This is a genomic window from Neglectibacter sp. CSJ-5, assembly GCF_032490475.1.
In the GTDB taxonomy this organism is placed as follows: domain Bacteria; phylum Bacillota; class Clostridia; order Oscillospirales; family Acutalibacteraceae; genus Hominenteromicrobium; species Hominenteromicrobium mulieris.
This window is the reverse complement of record NZ_JAVYJC010000005.1, coordinates 190,790-210,441: the sequence shown is the minus strand read 5'-3', so window position 1 is coordinate 210,441 and position 19,652 is coordinate 190,790. Positions and strand designations below refer to the sequence as shown.

16 protein-coding genes and 1 CRISPR repeat array (1 of these 17 cut by a window edge) are annotated in these 19,652 nt (G+C 55.0%); of the genes, 6 read left to right on the top strand and 10 right to left on the bottom strand.

Annotated elements, in window-relative coordinates:
* A CRISPR array of direct repeats spans positions 1 to 2,336; the repeat unit is 33 nt; unit sequence GTCGCCCTCCACCCGGAGGGCGTGGATAGAAAT (it extends 394 nt beyond the left edge of the window).
* Between the two features lie 398 nt (positions 2,337 to 2,734).
* From R2K26_RS15480 to R2K26_RS11810, 3 genes are all read left to right on the top strand, one after another.
* Complete coding sequence (locus R2K26_RS15480; RefSeq protein ID WP_396897246.1) at positions 2,735 to 2,935, top strand: helix-turn-helix domain-containing protein; 201 nt, start codon at positions 2,735 to 2,737, stop codon at positions 2,933 to 2,935.
* Between the two features lie 665 nt (positions 2,936 to 3,600).
* Entirely contained in the window at positions 3,601 to 4,581 is a 981-nt protein-coding gene (locus tag R2K26_RS11815) for an HAD family hydrolase (protein ID WP_316521458.1), read from the top strand.
* Positions 4,581 to 5,237 (top strand): DNA-3-methyladenine glycosylase 2 family protein, encoded by a 657-nt coding sequence (locus R2K26_RS11810; protein WP_316521455.1) that lies wholly within the window; start codon positions 4,581 to 4,583, stop codon positions 5,235 to 5,237. The genes R2K26_RS11815 and R2K26_RS11810 overlap by 1 nt, the downstream gene beginning before the upstream one ends.
* 220 nt (positions 5,238 to 5,457) lie before the next feature.
* Here R2K26_RS11810 and R2K26_RS11805 read toward each other — a convergent pair whose 3' ends face one another.
* The 8 genes from R2K26_RS11805 to R2K26_RS11770 all read right to left on the bottom strand — a co-directional run bounded on the left by R2K26_RS11805 (position 5,458) and on the right by R2K26_RS11770 (position 12,761).
* The gene (locus R2K26_RS11805) at positions 5,458 to 6,300 is read right to left on the bottom strand and encodes a hypothetical protein (RefSeq protein WP_316521452.1); all 843 of its coding nucleotides are present in this window, start codon (positions 6,298 to 6,300) and stop codon (positions 5,458 to 5,460) included.
* A gap of 224 nt (positions 6,301 to 6,524) precedes the next feature.
* Positions 6,525 to 6,932 (bottom strand): ATP synthase F1 subunit epsilon, encoded by a 408-nt coding sequence (gene atpC, locus R2K26_RS11800; RefSeq protein WP_308449389.1) that lies wholly within the window; start codon positions 6,930 to 6,932, stop codon positions 6,525 to 6,527.
* Positions 6,932 to 8,335, bottom strand: coding sequence for a F0F1 ATP synthase subunit beta (gene atpD, locus R2K26_RS11795; RefSeq protein WP_308449390.1), 1,404 nt, complete (start codon positions 8,333 to 8,335; stop codon positions 6,932 to 6,934). Before atpD ends, atpC begins: the two co-directional genes overlap by 1 nt.
* Positions 8,336 to 8,340: 5 nt before the next feature.
* A complete protein-coding gene (gene atpG, locus R2K26_RS11790) occupies positions 8,341 to 9,240 on the bottom strand; it encodes an ATP synthase F1 subunit gamma (RefSeq protein WP_316521447.1) in 900 nt (299 codons plus the stop codon).
* A 24-nt stretch (positions 9,241 to 9,264) separates the two neighbouring features.
* Positions 9,265 to 11,022, bottom strand: a complete 1,758-nt coding sequence (gene atpA, locus R2K26_RS11785; protein WP_316521444.1) for a F0F1 ATP synthase subunit alpha — start codon at positions 11,020 to 11,022, stop codon at positions 9,265 to 9,267.
* Positions 11,015 to 11,503, bottom strand: coding sequence for an ATP synthase F0 subunit B (locus R2K26_RS11780; RefSeq protein ID WP_176820565.1), 489 nt, complete (start codon positions 11,501 to 11,503; stop codon positions 11,015 to 11,017). The genes atpA and R2K26_RS11780 overlap by 8 nt, the downstream gene beginning before the upstream one ends.
* A 15-nt stretch (positions 11,504 to 11,518) precedes the next feature.
* Positions 11,519 to 11,713 (bottom strand): ATP synthase F0 subunit C, encoded by a 195-nt coding sequence (gene atpE / locus R2K26_RS15475; RefSeq protein WP_343285302.1) that lies wholly within the window; start codon positions 11,711 to 11,713, stop codon positions 11,519 to 11,521.
* A gap of 217 nt (positions 11,714 to 11,930) precedes the next feature.
* Positions 11,931 to 12,761, bottom strand: coding sequence for a F0F1 ATP synthase subunit A (locus tag R2K26_RS11770; protein WP_316521440.1), 831 nt, complete (start codon positions 12,759 to 12,761; stop codon positions 11,931 to 11,933).
* A gap of 442 nt (positions 12,762 to 13,203) precedes the next feature.
* Between R2K26_RS11770 and R2K26_RS11765 the strand changes: the two genes are divergently transcribed.
* The 3 genes from R2K26_RS11765 (at position 13,204) to R2K26_RS11755 (ending at position 16,613) form a co-directional block, all read left to right on the top strand.
* A complete protein-coding gene (locus tag R2K26_RS11765; protein WP_316521434.1) occupies positions 13,204 to 14,793 on the top strand; it encodes an amidohydrolase in 1,590 nt (529 codons plus the stop codon).
* A 106-nt stretch (positions 14,794 to 14,899) separates the two neighbouring features.
* Complete coding sequence (locus R2K26_RS11760; RefSeq protein WP_316521428.1) at positions 14,900 to 16,219, top strand: MFS transporter; 1,320 nt, start codon at positions 14,900 to 14,902, stop codon at positions 16,217 to 16,219.
* 10 nt (positions 16,220 to 16,229) lie between these two features.
* Complete coding sequence (locus R2K26_RS11755) at positions 16,230 to 16,613, top strand: DUF3783 domain-containing protein (RefSeq protein WP_316521423.1); 384 nt, start codon at positions 16,230 to 16,232, stop codon at positions 16,611 to 16,613.
* 109 nt (positions 16,614 to 16,722) lie between these two features.
* On the opposite strand, the gene R2K26_RS11750 is transcribed toward R2K26_RS11755, so the two are convergent.
* Together R2K26_RS11750 and R2K26_RS11745 are read right to left on the bottom strand one after the other, a co-directional pair.
* Positions 16,723 to 18,621 (bottom strand): hypothetical protein, encoded by a 1,899-nt coding sequence (locus tag R2K26_RS11750; protein ID WP_316521420.1) that lies wholly within the window; start codon positions 18,619 to 18,621, stop codon positions 16,723 to 16,725.
* A 317-nt stretch (positions 18,622 to 18,938) separates the two neighbouring features.
* On the bottom strand, positions 18,939 to 19,499 hold the full coding sequence (locus R2K26_RS11745; RefSeq protein ID WP_308450118.1) for a zinc ribbon domain-containing protein: 561 nt from the start codon (positions 19,497 to 19,499) through the stop codon (positions 18,939 to 18,941).
* Positions 19,500 to 19,652 lie beyond the last annotated feature (153 nt).

Here is a 19,652-nt window from a genome sequence, read left to right as displayed (position 1 = left end):
CTAATCCGGGTCGCCCTCCACCCGGAGGGCGTGGATAGAAATTCCGTCGTTTGTGTTAACTCGCCCCTTGCCAATTGTCGCCCTCCACCCGGAGGGCGTGGATAGAAATGATGTCCTCCAGGTCTGCAAGGCGGTGGTTTACGTCGCCCTCCACCCGGAGGGCGTGGATAGAAATATAGCCGCACTATACAGGCTAGTGTCCGGCACGAGTCGCCCTCCACCCGGAGGGCGTGGATAGAAATGCATTGCCCGACTGTTTCAAATCCCGCCCATTCCGGTCGCCCTCCACCCGGAGGGCGTGGATAGAAATACCAGCGCAAAAAATCCATTTAGCACGCCGCCTAAGTCGCCCTCCACCCGGAGGGCGTGGATAGAAATGCTTGCACTGTTAGCGGCGTTGGTTTCGGACGTGGTCGCCCTCCACCCGGAGGGCGTGGATAGAAATTCGAGCTCTTCGACCATTTTGTTCAAGAAAGCGGCAGTCGCCCTCCACCCGGAGGGCGTGGATAGAAATAACAGAGGCTAAAATACTGTTACGGTTTTGCGCGTCGCCCTCCACCCGGAGGGCGTGGATAGAAATACGTTTGAAGAGTTCCTTTTCAGCTACGGCCGGGGTCGCCCTCCACCCGGAGGGCGTGGATAGAAATCCGCTTCGCTCATGTTAAAGGCGCGGGCAAGGTTGTCGCCCTCCACCCGGAGGGCGTGGATAGAAATCCGCTTCGCTCATGTTAAAGGCGCGGGCAAGGTTGTCGCCCTCCACCCGGAGGGCGTGGATAGAAATCAGCAGCAGTAATTTCGGGGGTGGAGCTGCACGCGTCGCCCTCCACCCGGAGGGCGTGGATAGAAATTTGACATTGTAACCACGTTTGACGATACCGACGGCGTCGCCCTCCACCCGGAGGGCGTGGATAGAAATTATTAGGCTTCGTTGCGTTTTTACCGTTAAAGTGTCGCCCTCCACCCGGAGGGCGTGGATAGAAATGACGAATCCGACGGCATGGAGATCGTGTGTTTCGGTCGCCCTCCACCCGGAGGGCGTGGATAGAAATGAATTTTATAAAAGCAAACGCGCGCTGGGCGACGGTCGCCCTCCACCCGGAGGGCGTGGATAGAAATAAGAGGGTGCGGGCAGCATCCTCCCAACCTAAGCAGTCGCCCTCCACCCGGAGGGCGTGGATAGAAATTTTTGTTGTGGCGGTAAATGATTTGTAAATCCGTCGCCCTCCACCCGGAGGGCGTGGATAGAAATCTCCGATGGCGAGCCGGTCAAAGTGCCCGATTCGGTCGCCCTCCACCCGGAGGGCGTGGATAGAAATCAATCATCGGCTAAGGGGGGGGGGTAAGGCAGCAATGGTCGCCCTCCACCCGGAGGGCGTGGATAGAAATATCTGTTGTCACTTTTATTCCTCCTTCGGAATGTCGTCGCCCTCCACCCGGAGGGCGTGGATAGAAATTTCTCGACGGCTTTCCGCACATCGCGGTGAAAGCGTCGCCCTCCACCCGGAGGGCGTGGATAGAAATCGCCTACGAGGTTGCTCCAGCTTCCGCCTGAGAGGTCGCCCTCCACCCGGAGGGCGTGGATAGAAATTTCGGCAGTAGACGCAATATACATCAAAAAATCATGTCGCCCTCCACCCGGAGGGCGTGGATAGAAATGCGTATAGTCAATGGATTTTTGCAAAAGTGTCCTAGTCGCCCTCCACCCGGAGGGCGTGGATAGAAATCTTAATTTACTGTTTCGCATTTTGCCCTGATTGTGTCGCCCTCCACCCGGAGGGCGTGGATAGAAATCTTAATTTACTGTTTCGCATTTTGCCCTGATTGTGTCGCCCTCCACCCGGAGGGCGTGGATAGAAATAAAATTTTATTATATCACAGCGTCGTTATTTTGTGTCGCCCTCCATCCGGAGGGCGTGGATAGAAATAACTCCGTGTATTATTTTCCACCTAAATTATACCACGTCGCCCTCCATCCGGAGGGCGTGGATAGAAATTTGTACGTCGTGCTATAATATAATCAGAAAAAAGGTCGCCCTCCATCCGGAGGGCGTGGATAGAAATATATACAAATTTTTCATCGTCAGACGTTTACTTTGTCGCCCTCCATCCGGAGGGCGTGGATAGAAATAAACGGCGTGGGGTGGAATAAGTATAACGAGACCCGTCGCCCTCCATCCGGAGGGCGTGGATAGAAATAATAAGTCTTAACCCCCCGTTGCCGGAGGGTTTTGACGTCGCCCTCCATCCGGAGGGCGTGGATAGAAATAATAAGTCTTAACCCCCCGTTGCCGGAGGGTTTTGACGTCGCCCTCCATCCGGAGGGCGTGGATAGAAATTTCTCTATCTCTGCTCACGAAATGCGGATATAGAATATACAAGCCCGGCCCCAGCGGAGCCGGAGACGGAGAAAGAAAAAGCGAAAGCGGCCATAGAATCCACAAAAAAAGTAAAATCGCGGACGGCGCAAGTCGGCTACCGCATAGGGCAGGCGATCCGCTACCACAAGCAGAAAGAGGCACGCGAACGAAAAAAGTCAGGCAGCACGCACACCGCCGCGCGCACAAAAGTCGCCGCCCATGTCCGCCGCGGCTATTATCACCACTTTTGGCAGGGCAGTCGCAAAGACGGTACGCGTAAGCTAATCCTTAAATGGGTAGCGCCGATTTTTGTAAATGCGGGCAATGCGGATAATATGTTGCCCACAATCCATAGGATAAAATAAAGGAGCAAAAAAATGACAAATTTACAGCGGATAAGATTAGAGAACGGATTGTCTCAATCTCAATTGTCAGATAAGTCCGGCGTAAACGTCCGAATGATACAGCAATATGAGTGTAAAAATCGCAACATCAACAAAGCTCAATTTGAGACGGTCTGCAAATTAGCCTCTGCCCTATCAGTCAAAGCGGAGGATTTGCGAGAGATAGACGAGTAAAAGCAAAAGCCCCGGTAGCTGATACGCATACCGGGGCTTTTGCTTTTTTGTGCCGAAATTGTCAAAAGGACGGCACAATCAATTCCACGCCCTCAAAGGGGGTGACATTCGGAGGAAATCCGAACGATTTATAGTATACCTTAGCTCGCGAAAAAAATCAAGAATATTTCAAAGCTTTTGAAAAAACACTTGATATTATACAGCTGTAGGTGTATAATATAGATGTCAAAAGGACGGGGTCGCCCTCCGTCCGGAGGGCGTGGATAGAAATATTTTCTTTGCGGCGGTCATGTCATATTCGGAAAAGGTCGCCCTCCACCCGGAGGGCGTGGATAGAAATAGCGCAAGGCTGGCTTTTCTCCCGGCGTTATCGGTCGCCCTCCACCTAAAGGACGCGGGTAGAACGCAAATCGTAACACTTGACTTTTGGACGTGACATGCCCCCAAGTCTGCGAATAAAGCCAAAGAGGCGCCGGGCGTCAAAACGGCGGAACAGCTCGAAAAGCGCTTTCATCGGCTGCGAAAAGCGGCGGATGAGGGCGTTCTTTTGCCGTTAAAACCGGACATTGCAGGACAGTATAGGACATCGGCGGACAACTTTCGCAAAACCTCTTTACAGAACAAACGTTTTTAGCTATAATGAGATACAGAAAGGGGGCGGCAGCATGACGGAGAACAGGCCGCGCATGGCGATCTGCTACGATTTTGACAAAACACTTTCCCCGGACGACATGCAGACGTTCACGCTCATCCCGTCTTTTGGCATTGACAAAGACAAATTCTGGGCGGAAACGGACGCATTCGCGCGGGAAAGCAGCATGGAAAGCAACCTTTCGTGGATGTTCATGCTTGTTCGCTATTCACGCTTTCTCGGAAAATCCTTAAAACGCGAGTATTTTCGGGCCATCGGTGCGCAGGTGGAGCTGTACCGCGGCGTTACGGATTGGTTCGCGCGCACGACAGCGTATGCTGCGCAGCGCGGCATCGAGCTTGAACACTACATCATTTCTTCGGGTCTTAAAGAAATCATCGAGGGCAGCGCCATCGCGAAGAATTTCAAACGCATTTATGCCTCCTCCTACCTCTACACCACGGACGGCGTAGCGGAGTGGCCCGCGCAGGCCATCAATTACACGAATAAGACGCAGTTCATTTTCCGCATTGCAAAAGGCTTTTTGGAGGAGTACGACGAACGCGTAAACGACAGTATGCCCGAGGAAAACCTGCGCATTCCGTATGAGAACATCGTCTATATCGGCGACAGCGCCACGGACATTCCGTGTATGCGGCTCGTGAAAAGCAAGGGCGGCTACTCCGTCGGTGTATACGACCCGGAGAAAAACAACCGCGCCAAAGTATACAAGCTGTATAACGACAACCGATTAAATTTTTACGCGCCCGCCGATTATACAGAACGGAGCAACTTATACCGCTACATGCAGCAGATCATCGACGAAGTCGCCGCGCGGGAACAGATTAAAAGCGAGCGCGAAATTCTGCGTCAGCCTGCCGAAGCCTACAAAATGCGCTCCATGCTCGAAAAGCTCGAGACCGGCTACCCGGAAAAGCTGACCCCGCAAGAGATTACCGAGCTGCAAAAGCTGGAAGCGATGATCAAATCGCGCACTCCGGGAGAAATCGATTGATGAGCGAGATAAAATACTTTCCGTACGGCGAAAAAGAGCTCGCTTATTTACGGAAAAAGGACAAGAAGCTCTCGGCGGTCATCGACCGCGTGGGGCACATTGAGCGCGCCGTGGACGACGACCTTTTTTCCGCCGTTGTACACCACATCGTGGGACAACAGATTTCCACAAAGGCGCAGGCAACCGTTTGGGCGCGCGTGCAAAACGCCCTCGGCACGGTCGATGCCGAACACGTTTTGGGCTATGGCGAAGCAAATTTGCAGTCGCTCGGCATTTCCTTCCGCAAGGCGGAATACATCACGGACTTCGCGAAAAAGGTGCATACGGGCGAATTTGATTTAATCAGCATCGGCGAAAAGCCGGATGAAGAGGTCATTCGCAAGCTCAGCGCGCTCAAGGGCATCGGCGTATGGACAGCAGAAATGCTGCTTTTATTCTGCCTGCAGCGCCCGAACGTGCTCAGCTACGGTGACCTCGCCATTTTGCGCGGCATGCGCATGGTCTACCGCCACAAGGAGATCGACCGCGCGCGGTTCGAGCGGTACCGCAAACGTTTTTCGCCGTATTGCAGCATCGCAAGTTTATATTTCTGGGCGGTCTCCGGCGGCGCACTCCCCGAACTCACCGACCCCGCCGCGCCGAAACCGAAGAAATAAACGTACATTTTCGCACGCATAGAAAAAGATAGTCTTCCAAAGCGTTTGTTTTGCTTAGAAAGACTATCTTTTTTATATCGTTTTTATCATAACGAAATTCGTGAGCCAGACGCCGTAACGCTCTGCTTGCTGTTCTTTAATGGCCGCATAGTCGCGCTTTTGGAAGAAGCCTATTGCGGTCAAGGATGCGTGCGTTGTGACGGTTTTTGCAGCGACAAACTCAGTCCTTCGGGACTTTGACCCAGATGCCGGGGGTCTTTTCGGCTTCCATAAGGGCGCCCCAGGCGCTGATGATGGAGAGCGTCTCGCTGTGCGGGGCAGGGATGGTGCCGTTTTTGAAGAACTCGACGAGCGCCTCAATGAAGTGACGGAAGTAATCGGAGCGAATTTCCAGTACGGAATTTTCCGTGGAGCGCGCAATGTTCATCATGAACGGCGAGCCCTTTGCGTAGCCGGAAAGCGTTGCGGTGCGGCCGTCCGCAAAGCGCAGAACGCCGGTGTACACCTCGTCGTTTGTCAGGTGCATGACTTCCGTCGCGGGAGCCTGCATCATCATGAAGATTGGCTCCAGCTGGTGGATGGCGTAATCCTCAAAACCGTTCGGACCCCATGCATTGACACCCTTGATGTTCGTTTTATCCGCTGCCTGATACTCCTCCGCAAAACGCAGCGCGGAAGACGACCAGCACGGCGTACCGCTCTGCTCGGCAAGATCGAGCATACGCTTTGCAGCGAAGTGATCCGGCGCGAAGGTTTTATCCACATAGCAGCGCTTGCCGGAGCGCAGCGCGAGGTTTGCGAGTTCTTCGTGCTTTTTCGGGTCGCGCGGGGCGAGCACGAGCAGAACGTCACTCTTTTCGATGAGCTCCTCCTGCGTCATCATGCGGGTGAGACCGTATTTTTCGCACCATGCGTCCGTTGTGAGGCCGCCCTCGGGGCTGTCGATTTCAGCCCAGGCGTACACGGCTTCTACCTCGCCGTTTGAGTAATCGTGCAGCATGTGAACGTAGTTATTGGCGTGCCACTCGTCTAAATAGTAATCGATAAAACCGACTTTGATCATGCTTTTGACTCCTTTAAACTGAATTTCAATACAACTTTCCGGCGTACTTTTCCGCCGGTATTCGCGTTCATTATAGCACATTCCGCTGTTTTGCACCGCAGTTTTTGCGAAATTTTGAAAGTTCATGGAAAAAGCAAACCCTTTGTGTGAAATATGCAAAAAAGCGCCCCGAATACTCGGAACGCTTTTTGCATATTTGGAAATTCGGTGTGGTTTTTACCGCCTTATCTCGCGTTTTTCTTGACGCGCAGGCGGTTGATGGCGCGGGCAAGGTTTGCCTGCGCGGTGCGGTATTCGCGCACGCTGCGCTTTTGGAGAATGGCCTCCTTCGCCTCATCGGCGGCGCGCTGTGCACGTTTGGCATCGATCTCCTCCGGGTACTCGGCGGAGTCTACAAGCACGAGGATATCGTTGCCCTCGACCTTCACCATGCCCTCAGAAACGGCAGCGGTGCGCCACTCCTTACCCGGTGCGCGGTAAGAGAGCACGCCCGGCACGACGGCGGAGATCATATTGCTGTGACCCGCCAGAATGCCGTACTGGCCGACCGTTGTGGGCACGACAAGCGACTCGCACTCGCCCTCGAAAAAGACCTTATCGGCTTCAAGCAGGTGCATCTGAAATGTACGCATCAGATCGCCTCCGCCTCTAACTGCTTCGCTTTCGCGATGACGTCCTCGAGCGTACCTACGTTATAGAACGCCGCCTCGGGGTACTGGTCCATTTCGCCGTCTACGATGGCCTTGAAGCCGCGCAGCGTCTCTTTGAGCGGGACGTAAACGCCCGGCACGCTGGAGAACTTTTCTGCGACGTGCATCGGCTGCGAGAGGAAACGCTGGATCTTTCTCGCGCGCTGCACGGTGAGCTGGTCTTCGTCGCTGAGCTCGTCCATACCGAGGATGGCGATGATGTCCTGCAGTTCGCTGTACTTCTGGAGGGTCTCCTGCACTTCACGTGCGATGCGGTAGTGCTCCTCGCCGACAACATCGGCTTCGAGGATACGGGAGGTGGACTCCAGCGGATCGACGGCGGGGTAAATACCCTGCTCGGCGATCTTACGGCTCAAAACGGTCGTAGCGTCGAGGTGGGCGAACGTTGTGGCCGGGGCCGGGTCGGTAAGGTCATCGGCAGGCACGTAAACAGCCTGAACCGAGGTGACGGAGCCGTCTTTTGTGGAGGTGATGCGCTCCTGCAGCTCGCCCATTTCGTTTGCGAGGGTCGGCTGATAACCGACGGCGGAAGGCATACGGCCGAGAAGCGTGGAAACCTCACTGCCTGCCTGCACGAAACGGAAGATGTTATCGATGAAGAGCAGGACGTCCTTGTGCTCTTCGTCACGGAAATGCTCTGCCATGGTGAGGCCGGAGAGGGCGACACGCATACGCACGCCCGGGGACTCGTTCATCTGGCCGAAGACGAGCGCCGTTTTATCGCCGACACCGCTTTCACGCATTTCACGCCAGAGGTCGTTGCCCTCACGGCTGCGCTCGCCGACGCCGGTAAACACGGAGTAACCGCCGTGCTCCATGGCGACGTTATGGATGAGCTCCTGGATAAGGACGGTCTTGCCGACGCCTGCGCCGCCGAACAGACCGATTTTGCCGCCCTTCGGGTACGGCTCCAGAAGATCGATGACCTTGATGCCGGTCTCGAGGATCTCGACGGCCGGGTTCTGCTCGTCAAACGACGGAGCTTTTCTGTAAATGCTTTTGTGCGGCTCGGTTGCGGGAACGGCTTCGCCGCCGTCGATGGGATCGCCGAGCACGTTAAACATACGGCCGAGCGTGTTTTCGCCCACCGGCACTTCGATGGTTTTGCCCGGAGCCTCAACCTGCATACCGCGGGAAAGGCCCTCACTGCCGGAAAGCATGACGCAGCGGACCGTGTTGTCACCCACATGCTGGGCAACCTCCATCACATACCGCCGTCCGTCCACGGTAAGCGAAAGGGCTTCTCTGATTTTCGGCAGAACGCCGGACTCGAATTGTACGTCGATGACCGGGCCGGAGATCTGTACGATCTTACCTGTATTCACGTTGTTCACGCTTCCTTCCTGTGTTTTTGACGCTGTGCCTTCGCACCGGCGGAGACCTCTGTAATCTCCTGCGTGATGGCAGCCTGACGCACGCGGTTATACTGCAAGGAAAGCTCTGCGAGGAGCTTTTCCGCGTTGCTGTTGGCGGAATCCATCGCCGTCATGCGGGCATTCTGCTCGCTGCAGAAGCTATCGATGAGGGCACTGTAAACAAAGCCCGAAACGTAGCTTTGCATGATGTTGTTGAGAACCGCCTGCACGGAGGGTACAAACTCGAACGGCGTGGTGACCGCCTTTTCCACCGTATCCGTCTGGAAATAGGCGCGGTGGAACGGCAGCAGACGCGTGCAGTGTGCAGAGGACGTGAGGCTGTTCTCCATATCGGTATAAATGACAAAAATCTTCTTAAAATCCCCGCGGTCGTAGCCCTCAAGCAGGATGTCGCAAATTTCTCTCGCACGCTGCATGGTGGGGTTCTGTGCCGTATAGAGGAAGCTGTGTTCCATGGGGATATTGTGCTGCGTAAAGAAGTGGCGGCCGTATTCGCCTACAACGTAGAGCTTCGTGTCGGGATGCTCATCGAGCATGTGCATAGCTTCCTTGATGACGTTCTGGTTGTATGCGCCCGCGAGGCCCTTATCCGCCGTGATGACGAGGCACGCGTAGGTGCCCTCCAGCGGCGGCTCGCCCTCGGGGGGATAGAAATAGCGGCTGTCCACGTCGTTCTGGGTACGGAAGATACGCTTGATCTCCGTGCGCAGCGCCTCGAAATACGGGCGCGTGCGGTCCAGATCGTTGCGTGCTTTGCGCAGCTTTGTGGAAGCGATAAGGTACATGGCGTTCGTGATTTTACGCGTATCCTTAACGCTTTCGATTCTGGTTTTAATCTCTTTTGTATTAGCCATAGCGAAAACCGCCTTTCCGAGCGCTTACGCGTTCTGCGGGTTTTCCGCCTTGTACTTTTCGAGGAATTCCTTCGCGACTTTCAAAATCTCTTCGCGGTCGGGGTCGGAAAGCTGACCGGTGGTATCGACACGGCGGCAGACATCGCTCATATTCTTCTCGGCGTACTTGATGAGCTCCGTGTGGAAATGACCCATATCGTCAAGCGGGACGTCCTGCATGACGTGGTGCAGGGCGGAGACGAGCGTGATGACCTGATCGTGCTGGCTCATCGGATGGTACTGCGGCTGACGCAGCAGACGCATGAGGCTCTGACCGTAGGTGAGCTGACGCTTTGTGGTCTCGTCAAGGTCGCTGGAGAACTGGGTGAAGACTTCCATTTCGCGGTACTGGGCAAGGTCCAGACGGATGCCGCCCGCTGCCTTTTTCATGGCCTTTGTCTGGGCATCGCCGCCGACACGGGAAACCGAAAGACCGACGTTAACAGCCGGACGCTGGCCGGAGAAGAACAGGTCGCTCTCAAGGAAGATCTGACCGTCTGTGATGGAAATAATGTTCGTCGGGATGTAAGCGGAAACGTCGCCCGCCTGCGTTTCAACAATCGGCAATGCCGTCATGCTGCCGCCGCCGAGTGCATCGGAAAGATGCGCGGAACGCTCCAACAAACGGGAATGCAGGTAGAAAACGTCACCCGGATACGCTTCACGACCCGGGGAACGCTCCAAAAGCAGGCTCAGTGCACGGTACGCAATGGCGTGCTTTGAAAGGTCATCGTACACGATGAGGACATCTCTGCCCTGATACATGAAGTGCTCGCCGAGTGCGCAGCCGGCATACGGTGCGATGTATTGCAAGGAAGCCGGGTCACTGGCAGATGCGTTGACGACGATGGTGTAATCCATGGCGCCGCGGCGCTTTAAGGTCTCCACAAGCTGTGCAACGGAGCTGGACTTCTGACCGATGGCGACATAGATGCAAACGACGTTCTTGCCCTTCTGGTTCAAAATGGTATCGAGCGCGACGGCGGTTTTACCGGTCTGGCGGTCGCCGATGATAAGCTCACGCTGGCCGCGGCCAATCGGGAACATGGAATCGATGGCGAGAAGGCCGGTTTCCATAGGCGCGTTGACCGGCTGACGGTCGACGATGCCCGGTGCGGGGCACTCGATGGGGCGGTAGCCCTCGGCGCTGATGTCACCCTTGCCGTCGATCGGCGTACCGAGTGCATCGACAACACGGCCGAGGAAGCCGTCGCCGACCGGGATACCGGCGGTCTTGCCGCTTCTGCGCACAAGGCTGCCCTCGGTGATCTCGGCATCGTCGCCAAAGAGGACGCAGCCGATCTCATTGCGGCGCAGGTCCTGCACCATGCCCTTAACGCCGGAGGAGAACAGGAGAATCTCGCCGTAGGCGGCATGCTCAAGGCCGCTGACAACGGCGATCTCATCGCCGACGGTGAGAACCGTACCGGTCTCTTCCGCTTCTGCGGACGGGGTAAAATCTTCAACGGCTTCCTTCATCAGCGGAATGACGGAATCGCTGCCGGACTTTAACGCCTTTAGCTTTTCTTCAAACTGGCGCAGACGGCTTTTGAGGCTCCAATCGTACACATCGGTGCCGACGGTAAGCGTGAAGCCGTTCAGCATTTTATCTTCTTCAAAGGTGAGCGGAATCTCACGGCCATAGGTACGCAGCAGGAATTCCGCAAAGCGTTTTTCCTGTTCGGCATCCGGGCGGCGGCTGCCGCGGAGAACGGCTACGGCCTTTTCATCTGCATTACGCATTCGGCTCTCCCCTCTCTGCCTGATCGAGGAACGCGTCATACGGATCGCCGTCTTTATAAACAAGCTTCTTGGTCGCTTCCATAGCGAGCTCGGTAAGCTCCTTCTGTGCGTCTGCGATCATCTTATCATGTACACGGGCGGCATCCTTCTGCGCATCGGCGACGATCTTATCCGCCTGTGCATGGGCATCGGAAAGCTGCTGCTGTACGCTGCGGTCGAGCTCTTTCTGCGCTTCGGTTCTCTTTGCGCTGATCTCGCCCTCAACGGACTTGAGCTGCTCCTGATAATCCGCCTTGATCTTTTCGGCGGAATCGAGTTCACTTTGAGCCTTCTGTGCCATTTCGGCATAATGCGCTTCGCGCTTTGCCATGAAGTTCTTGACCGGCTTGTACAAAAGGAAATACAGGCCGCCGAACAAAATGACGAAATTCAGTACATGCAGCAAAATCTGCTGCCAATCAATATTCAGTGGGATGTTCACGATCTGCACTCTCCTTTACAGGACGAAGATGATGAGGATAACAACGAGCAGGGCATAAATGATGGCCGTCTCGATAAAGACGAGGCCGAGCATGAGGGTGGTACGGATCTTGCTTTCAGCCTCCGGCTGACGTGCGATGCCCTCAACAGCCTTACCTGCGGAGAGGCCCATACCGACTGCACCGCCGGCGGCTGCAATACCGACTGCAATAGCGGAAGCAAGTGCCTTAAGGCCGGTTGTGCTGTCTGCGGTGGTGGCTGCAGCTTCTACTGCGGTTTCGGCTGTTGCCGTGGTGGTTGCGGCATCGCCGTTTGTTGCGGCGAATACCGGAATGGAGATGGCGAGGATGGCGATGACTGCCAGCAGAATGATGGCAAGCTTCTTTAACTTTCTCTGTTTTGCGTTCATGATATTTTCCCTCCGTAGGTTAATTTTCAGCTTCTGCTTTTACTTTTTTCTTTTTCGGTTCCTGCTTCTCGGAAACCTCGCCGAAATAGAGCGCGACGAGCATCGTCAAAACATATGCCTGAATGAGCGCGTGCAGCAGCGTGAACATAACGCCCACGATGACCGGCAGCACAAAGCTCAGATTCACATAATAATACACAAGCTCCGTAACGAGCAAGCCGCTTAAAAGCGCGCCGAAAAGACGGAAGCTCATGGAAATCGGCAGCGAGAACTCCTTTAAAGTGCTGCCCACGCCCTTGAAGCCGTTATACGCGATACCGCCGCCCAGAATGACGAGGTACGAGAAGCAGCCCATGGCGATGGCGGCGTTGACATCGGACAGCGGCGCCGGAAGCGTGATGGGCGAACCCTCCGTTGTGATAGCCTGAATGCCGAACAGCTCAAAGAGCGTGCCGATGAAAATGTACGCGCCGGCCGTGAAGATGTACGCACCGAGGAAGCCGCTGCGTCCCGGGCTGTTGGACTTAGCCATGCCGTCGAACAGGTCTACCGCCTGCTCCAGGAGCATCTGGAACTTTCCGGGCACCATCTTAAAGTGCGGAATGACGAAAATGCGCACGATGACCGCAAACACCAGCAAGATGCCCGAGACCACCATGGCGGAGATCAGCGCCGGGTTGACATCTTTGATGCCAAAGAGGCTGATTCTGTTCGTCTCATGCAGAACCGCATCACGCATGGTCACCTGAATCGTTTCGGTCTTCTGCACCGAAGGAACCAGAATGCTTGCGACGAGCAGCACCACAATAGCGCAGATCCACAAAGCCAGCTTTGTTTTCTTTGCTTTCATTGTTTTTCCCTTTCTTTCTCAAAATTTTACCTTCCATTTCAATATCACCGGGCAAAAATTCCCCCTTCAGCGCTGCGCCCCAAAAGGGCACACGACCGCATCTTTCGCCGCTGTGAACAGCAGCAACAAGACACGGTCACAAGAGCACACGTTTTTGTTGACATTGACCAAATATCTTGCTACTTTTTTGTAAACTGTATTTGGAAGCATCTGTATTATACGCACATTAAATCGAATTGTAAAATGTTATATTGACATATCTACTATTTCATTTTTGATATTTTAGTAAGCTGTATGGAATTTCATTATGCCGTGCGCTATTTTTCTCTTTACGAATAAAGACAAGGTGGAACGGCGCACGGGAACAGTCCGTTTTTTCGGCTTGACAGGGGCTTTCCTCTTGCTTTATACTGGAGAAAACGGATGGAAACGGGGAGACAATATGCGGACGGTTTATAAAAACGGCACGGTTTACACGGGGAACGACTTTGCGGAAGACTTTGCAGTGGAAAACGGAAAATTCTGCTTTGTGGGCGAGACGGATAAAGCCACGGCAGATGAAGTAGTCGATTTAGACGGAAAATTCGTCTGCGCGGGGTTTAATGACTCGCACATGCATGTGCTGAACCTCGGCAATGTACTGACGATGGCGAACCTCGGCGCACACTCGACATCTTTAAAGGAGATGCTCGACTGTCTGCGCTCCTATATAAAGGAAACGGACGTGACACCCGGCACGTGGGTGCAGGGGCGCGGCTTTAACCACGATTATTTTACGGACGAGCGCCGCTTTCCGACGCGTTGGGATTTGGATTCTGTTTCGACCGAGCACCCGATCTGCATTACGCGGGCATGCGGGCACATCTGCGTAGTGAACTCGAAGGCGCTGGAAGTGTTGGGCATTACGAAGGACACGCCGCAGGTGGCGGGCGGCAGCTTTGCTTTAGATGAAAACGGCGAGCCGAACGGGCAGTTTTTTGAAAACGCCGTAGCGGTGGTGTACGCGGGCATCCCGGAGCCGGATGAGGCGCAGCTGTGTGCAATGCTGCGCGCCTCCTGCAAGCGGCTGAACCGTTACGGCATCACCTCTTGCCAAAGCGACGACTACGAGACGTTCCCCGGTGTGCCGTATGAGACGGTGCAGAAGCTTTTGAGAACGCCGGGGCTGATGACGGTGCGCGTGAACGAGCAGGCACAGTTTACGAACGTAGAGGCGCTTTCTGCTTATATAGAAAGCGGCGATGCGTATTTTGAAGACGATATGTTCCGCGCGGGACCGCTGAAGATCATCTCGGACGGGTCGCTCGGCGCACGCACAGCGTGTTTAAGCCGCCCGTATGCAGACGATGAGAACGCACGCGGCATTCCGCTATACACGAATGCGGAATTGAACGGACTTATCTCTCTTGCGAACGAAAAGGGACTTTCCGTTGCGGTACACGCCATCGGCGACGGGGCACTCGACAACGTATTGGACGCTTACGAAAAGGCGCTTCATGAGCACCCGCGCGACGACCACCGACATGGCATCGTGCACTGCCAGATTGTGCGGCGTGACCAGATTGAGCGCATGAAAAAATTAAAGCTGCGCGTGAATCTACAATCGATCTTCCTCGACTACGACACGCACATTGTGCGCGAGCGTGTGGGCGATGAATTGGCGGGCACGAGCTATCCGGCAAAGACGCTTCTGAATGCGCGCATTCCGTTCTCGAACGGCTCGGACGCGCCGGTGGAGGAGCCGAACGTGATGCGCGGCATCGAATGCGCGGTGACGCGGCGAAGCATCGGCTCAACGGACGCACCGTATCGCCCGGAGGAAGCGCTGACGGTACGGGAGGCCATCGACTCGTTTACAAAAAGCGGCGCGGTGGCATCATTTGAGGAGGGCAAAAAGGGCGAGATTGCAAACGGACAGCTTGCGGACTTTGTGGTGCTTTCCGAAGATCCGTTCCGGGCGGACGCAAACACGCTGCACCGTATTGAAGTCGAGGCGACGTATTTGGGCGGCAAATGCGTTTACAAAAAATAAAACGATGAAATTTCCGGGTAAGGCTTGTCTTTGCCCGGTTTTCGTTTATAATGGATAGGGTGCGTGTATTCGGCGCGCCGCTTATTTTTCTCAGGGGAGAACATTTATGGGTAAATTTACATTTCATCCGGTCAAATCGCTGCGGTCTGACCCGAAGCTGCGCATGCTGTGCCTTTTCGGCATTGAGGGCTTTTTATTGCAGTATGCCGTTTCGCTTTACACGCTGGCGAACAATTTGTATGCGACGAATCTTGGCGCGACGGACACGCAGATCGGCCTTGTGCAGATGGTGCCGAACATGGTGGCGGGTATTTGCATGATCCCGGTGGGATTCCTTGCGAACCGCACGAAGACAAGCCGCACGGTGCCGTTCGTTCTGGCGCTGTTTTTGAGCGCGGCGTATTTTGCTTACGGCTCTGTGCCGCTGTTCGGCGAGCACCGCATGACGGCGTTTTTTGTGTTTCTCGGCATGACGGTGGGCGGCATTGCACTGTATAACGCGCAGTGGCAGACATTCTTCGGCGACGCGGTAGAGCCGGGTCTGCGCAACAGTGTGTTCACGTTCCGCAGCCGGTGTCTGTTCTTTGTGGGCATTGTGGTACCGCTTTTGTGCGGCAACATCATGACGCTGATGCCGGACACCGAGGGAAAGCTCATTGTGCTGCGCATTTTCTTTTATACTGCAGGCGTATGCATGCTTTTGCAGGCGCTTGTGCTGCGCCGCATCCCCTGCCCGCCGCGCAAAGCGGAGGAAAAGCAGGAGATGGGACTGAAAATGTTCCCGGAGGCTTTGAACCAGATGGTACGCAGCAAGCCGTTCCGCGGCTTTTTCATCTGCATCATGCTGTTTTACCTGTCGTGGCATCTGGACTGGAGCCTTTGGTACATTGCGGAGACAAAATATGCCGGCATGAACGAAGCGCAGCTGAGCTTTTTTCAGGCTTTGTGTTCCATTTGCCAGATGATTTTCATCGGCTTTTTCTCGAAGTTGTGCCGCCGCAAATCCGAGCATTTTACAATCATTTTCGTATGCGCGGGCTTGTTGCTCTGCCCCATTACGGTGGCTTCTATGACGCTTCTGCCGCAAAGCGCGCGTATGCCGTACTTTATGATTCTGGCGCTCATCGGCAACATTCCGCAGGGCGCGACGAGCATGTGCGTGGTGCAGCTACTTTTGCAGGCGACGCCGAAAAAGAACCGCGCGCTCATCATCAGCATTTACACGCTGTTTGTGACGCTGAGTAACTCGCTTTTGCCGTTCTTCGGCGTTTCGGTCTACACGGCGCTCGGCGCGAACGACACGGCGATCTTCACGGTGAACGTAATCGAATCTGCGGCGCGCTTTGGGGTGCTGATTATGATGATCCTCCGTTACCGCATGATGAAGCGCCGCGGCGACTTGTTCCGCCCGCTGTGCGAGGAGTAAGGAGAAACGTATGGCTCTTGTTTTATACCATGTTGAAGACGCTGCGAAGGAAAAGCAGCTTTCCGCGCTGTGCAGAGAACTGCACCTGACGGCAAGACGGCTGACAAACGCCGACCGTGACCGCGCAGTTGCAGCGCTGTGCGGCGAGAAAGTGAACGCGAACGTGCAGAAAGCCCCGGCGGGCTACAAGCTGCCGGAGGTGCTGATTTTTTCCGGCTTTGCGGGTGAGATGCTGGACGTGTTCCTTGCGGCGTACAAAAAAGCGGGTATCGCGCCCATTCCGCTGAAAGCCGTGCGCACGGAGCACAACGACAAGTGGAGCCTTTACGCACTGTGCGAGGAGCTGCGCCGCGAGCACGCCGCCATGCTGCTGCGCGGGAGCTTTGGAAAGTAAGGTTATTGATAATTTAAAGATAACATGACCCCGAGGGTTTGAAACTCGGGGTCGTTTTTATACAAAAAGTGCCCGCAGGAGATGACTCTGCGGGCGCTTGGGTTTGGGATTAGTTTTCGTTTAAGGGGTTGGGGCCGGCGCCTACGTCGTAGATCTGGATATAGAACTGCGAATTGGAGACGAGGAGCATATAGGCGGGGTCGTAGCTGCGGATGGGATAGAGCGTATCATAGGCTTTGCGCACCTCGCCGTTTGCAAGCTGCTGCGCGCCGAGACGGTAAGTTGCTTCTGTGATGCGGGAGGCAGCGTCGCCGTAATCGCCGGCGGCCTTGAACTCCGCGATGGCGTTTTCGTAATCGGCGTTGTTGTAATACTGCTCCGCTTTCAGCGCGTGGATGCGCAGAAGCTGCGTCGGGCAGTCTTCATACTCGCCGAGCTTTGTGAAAATTTCGGTCGCCTTGTCATACTCGCCGTCTTCAACGAGCTTTAACGCCTGCGCATAGTAGGCGGCGTCGATCTTCGGGAGAAGGTCTTTATCGGTGACATACTCAAAATAGGTGAGCGCTTTTTCTTCGTCACCCTTTTCGTAGAACGCGATGCCCTTATCACAGAATGCGGCCTGCATTTTCTTATTCTGCTCCGCGTTGACTTCTTTAAAATGCGCGGCGGCAGACTTTAAGTTATCCGCTTCGAGGGCCTTCATGCCGAGCTCATAGTGACAGGTCTCTATTTTTTCGGCGGCCTCCTTGTAATCCTTGAGGGGCTCAAGGAGATTTAACGCGTCTTCGTATGCGCCGCTTTCAAACGTCTTTACGGCACGGCGGTACTCGGCCTCGGTGATTCGATCTTTGCTGTCTTCGTAATCGCCGAGGGCGGTGAAGGCTTCGATGGCTTCTGCGAATTTCTCGTTTTCGAGCAGGTCGCAGGCTTTTTTGTACTCTGCCTCCGTGATACGGGCGGCGCTGTCGCTGTATCCGTCGAGCGCCGTGAACGCGGTGATGGCTTCGTCATACTTGCCGGCTTCGAGCAAGGCGGCGGCATCGTTATAGTGGTTCTGCGGGATGATGTAGACGATGAGCACCACGACGAACGCGGCGATGAGGACGGCGAGCGGAATGGAAACGGACAGGAAAATTTTGCGGTGGAGCCGCTTTTTGCGGGCAGCTTCCTCAGCGGCAGCCTTTTCCTCTGCCGCTTTGCGGGCGGCAGCTTCGGCGGCGGCTTTTTCCTCTGCCGCTTTCTTTTCTGCGGCGATGCGGGCGGCCTCGGCCTTTTCAGCTTCAGCCTTGTTATAGGCTTCGAGGTTTTCTTTCAGCTTTTCTTCGTCTTCAAACAGTGCGTGCTGGGGCCCGTACTCGGCACCGCAGGCGGCGCATTTTTCTTCATCTTTGTGGTTCACTTCACCGCAGGCGCACATCCAGAGGTCTTTGTATTCCTGCGGGACGAACTGCGCCGCAGCTTCTTTATCCTCTGCCATTTCGGTGAAATCGCGCTGATACTGTGCACGGAGGTCTTCGTCCTCCATGACGTCCGCGATTTTCGCCTGTTCGGGGAGATTTTCAAACAGCAATGAGGCACTGCCGTTCCAGAACACGTCTTCGCCCTCGAACTGCACCTTCTTAATGGCGACGGAGAAGCTGTACGCGGCGTCATCAACGTCGATCTCCTCGTCTGCGCCGAAGACCGCATCGCGGCCCAAAATAGGCACGAGATAGCGGCGGTCGCGCACGACGGCGAGCTCGTTTGTGGCTTTGTCGAAAATGTGGATATCGACATAAACGCTCGTCACGGCACGGGGGTCGATATTGCGGAATGCGAGACGCAGGAATGTGCGCGGGGAAACCGCCTCTTCCTGCTCTGCGGGGAGAGTAGCTTCCGTAGTTTCGGTCTCTTCCGCTTCGGCGAACGCGGTGGGCTCTTCACGGTACAGCGCGCCGCTTTGCAGCAAGACCGGGCAGGACTCTCTATATTGATTTTTCAGTTCAAAAAGCGGCTCAAAATCAGCCATAGTTTCTTTCCGTCCTTTTTATCTGCTTATCGTCGAGGCCGTTGTGGCTTCGACGGTTTTCATACAATACATACTCAGTTTAATTATACCTGATTAGGGCGAAAAAGCAAGAAAAAAGTGCGTGGGTGGGGAGAAAGTTTATGGAGTCTCGGAGCAACGCCCAGAGCCGCTATTCGCAAATGGCGGAATACTTTTTGCCTAATCGAAGATCAGGAAAATAGAAAAACCGTCCAGTGGACGGTTTTTCGCAAGAAACCCTATCAAGGGTTTCTTGAAAGTGAGCTACGCGAGCCTTTTTAAACGTAACGTTGTATTTCTTACTTCAAGAACGGCAGCTTGCCGATGATGGCGGCGTCCTTTGCTTTGCCGCTGCATACCTGGAAGAAGCAGATGATGCGCACGACGAAGAGAATTGCAATGCAGACAGCGCCGGCAATCGGCACAATGAACGTGAAAGCAAGCACAGCGGAAACGATGAGCAGCAGGGTGCTGACGATGTCGAGCTTCAACGCCTGACGGGAATGGAACGCCGCGTATTTGCTCTGCGGTGCCGCAAGCAGTGCGATGATGATGCCGACGGTGCCGAGAATGTACGCTGCCATGGCGATGACCTTATTCTGGGAGACATCCTCCGGGTCGAACTCTGCGGTGTGATCTGCCGGGTCATACGCAGGCTGCTGGGGATAGACCGGCTGCTGGTATACGGGCTGCTGCGGGTAAACCGGCGGCTGGGGCTGCTGCTCGGGTGCCTGCGGCTGTGCTGCCGGCTGCTCCGGGATCCGGGTGGGCTGCGCCTGTGCCGCTACGGGCGCACCGCAAGCTGCGCAGAAGGTGCCGTTTTCGGGGATCTGTGCTCCGCATTTTTCACAAAAAGCCATAAATTTCTACCGTCCTTTCGCGCAGATACCCGCAGTCGACATGCCGCCGCCGTTTCGCTGCGCATTGATTTTTGTTATCTCCATTATAGCGAATTTGATTTCGGTTGTAAATGCTTGTCAGGAAATTTTAAGAAAACGTCAGCCGCTCTTCCT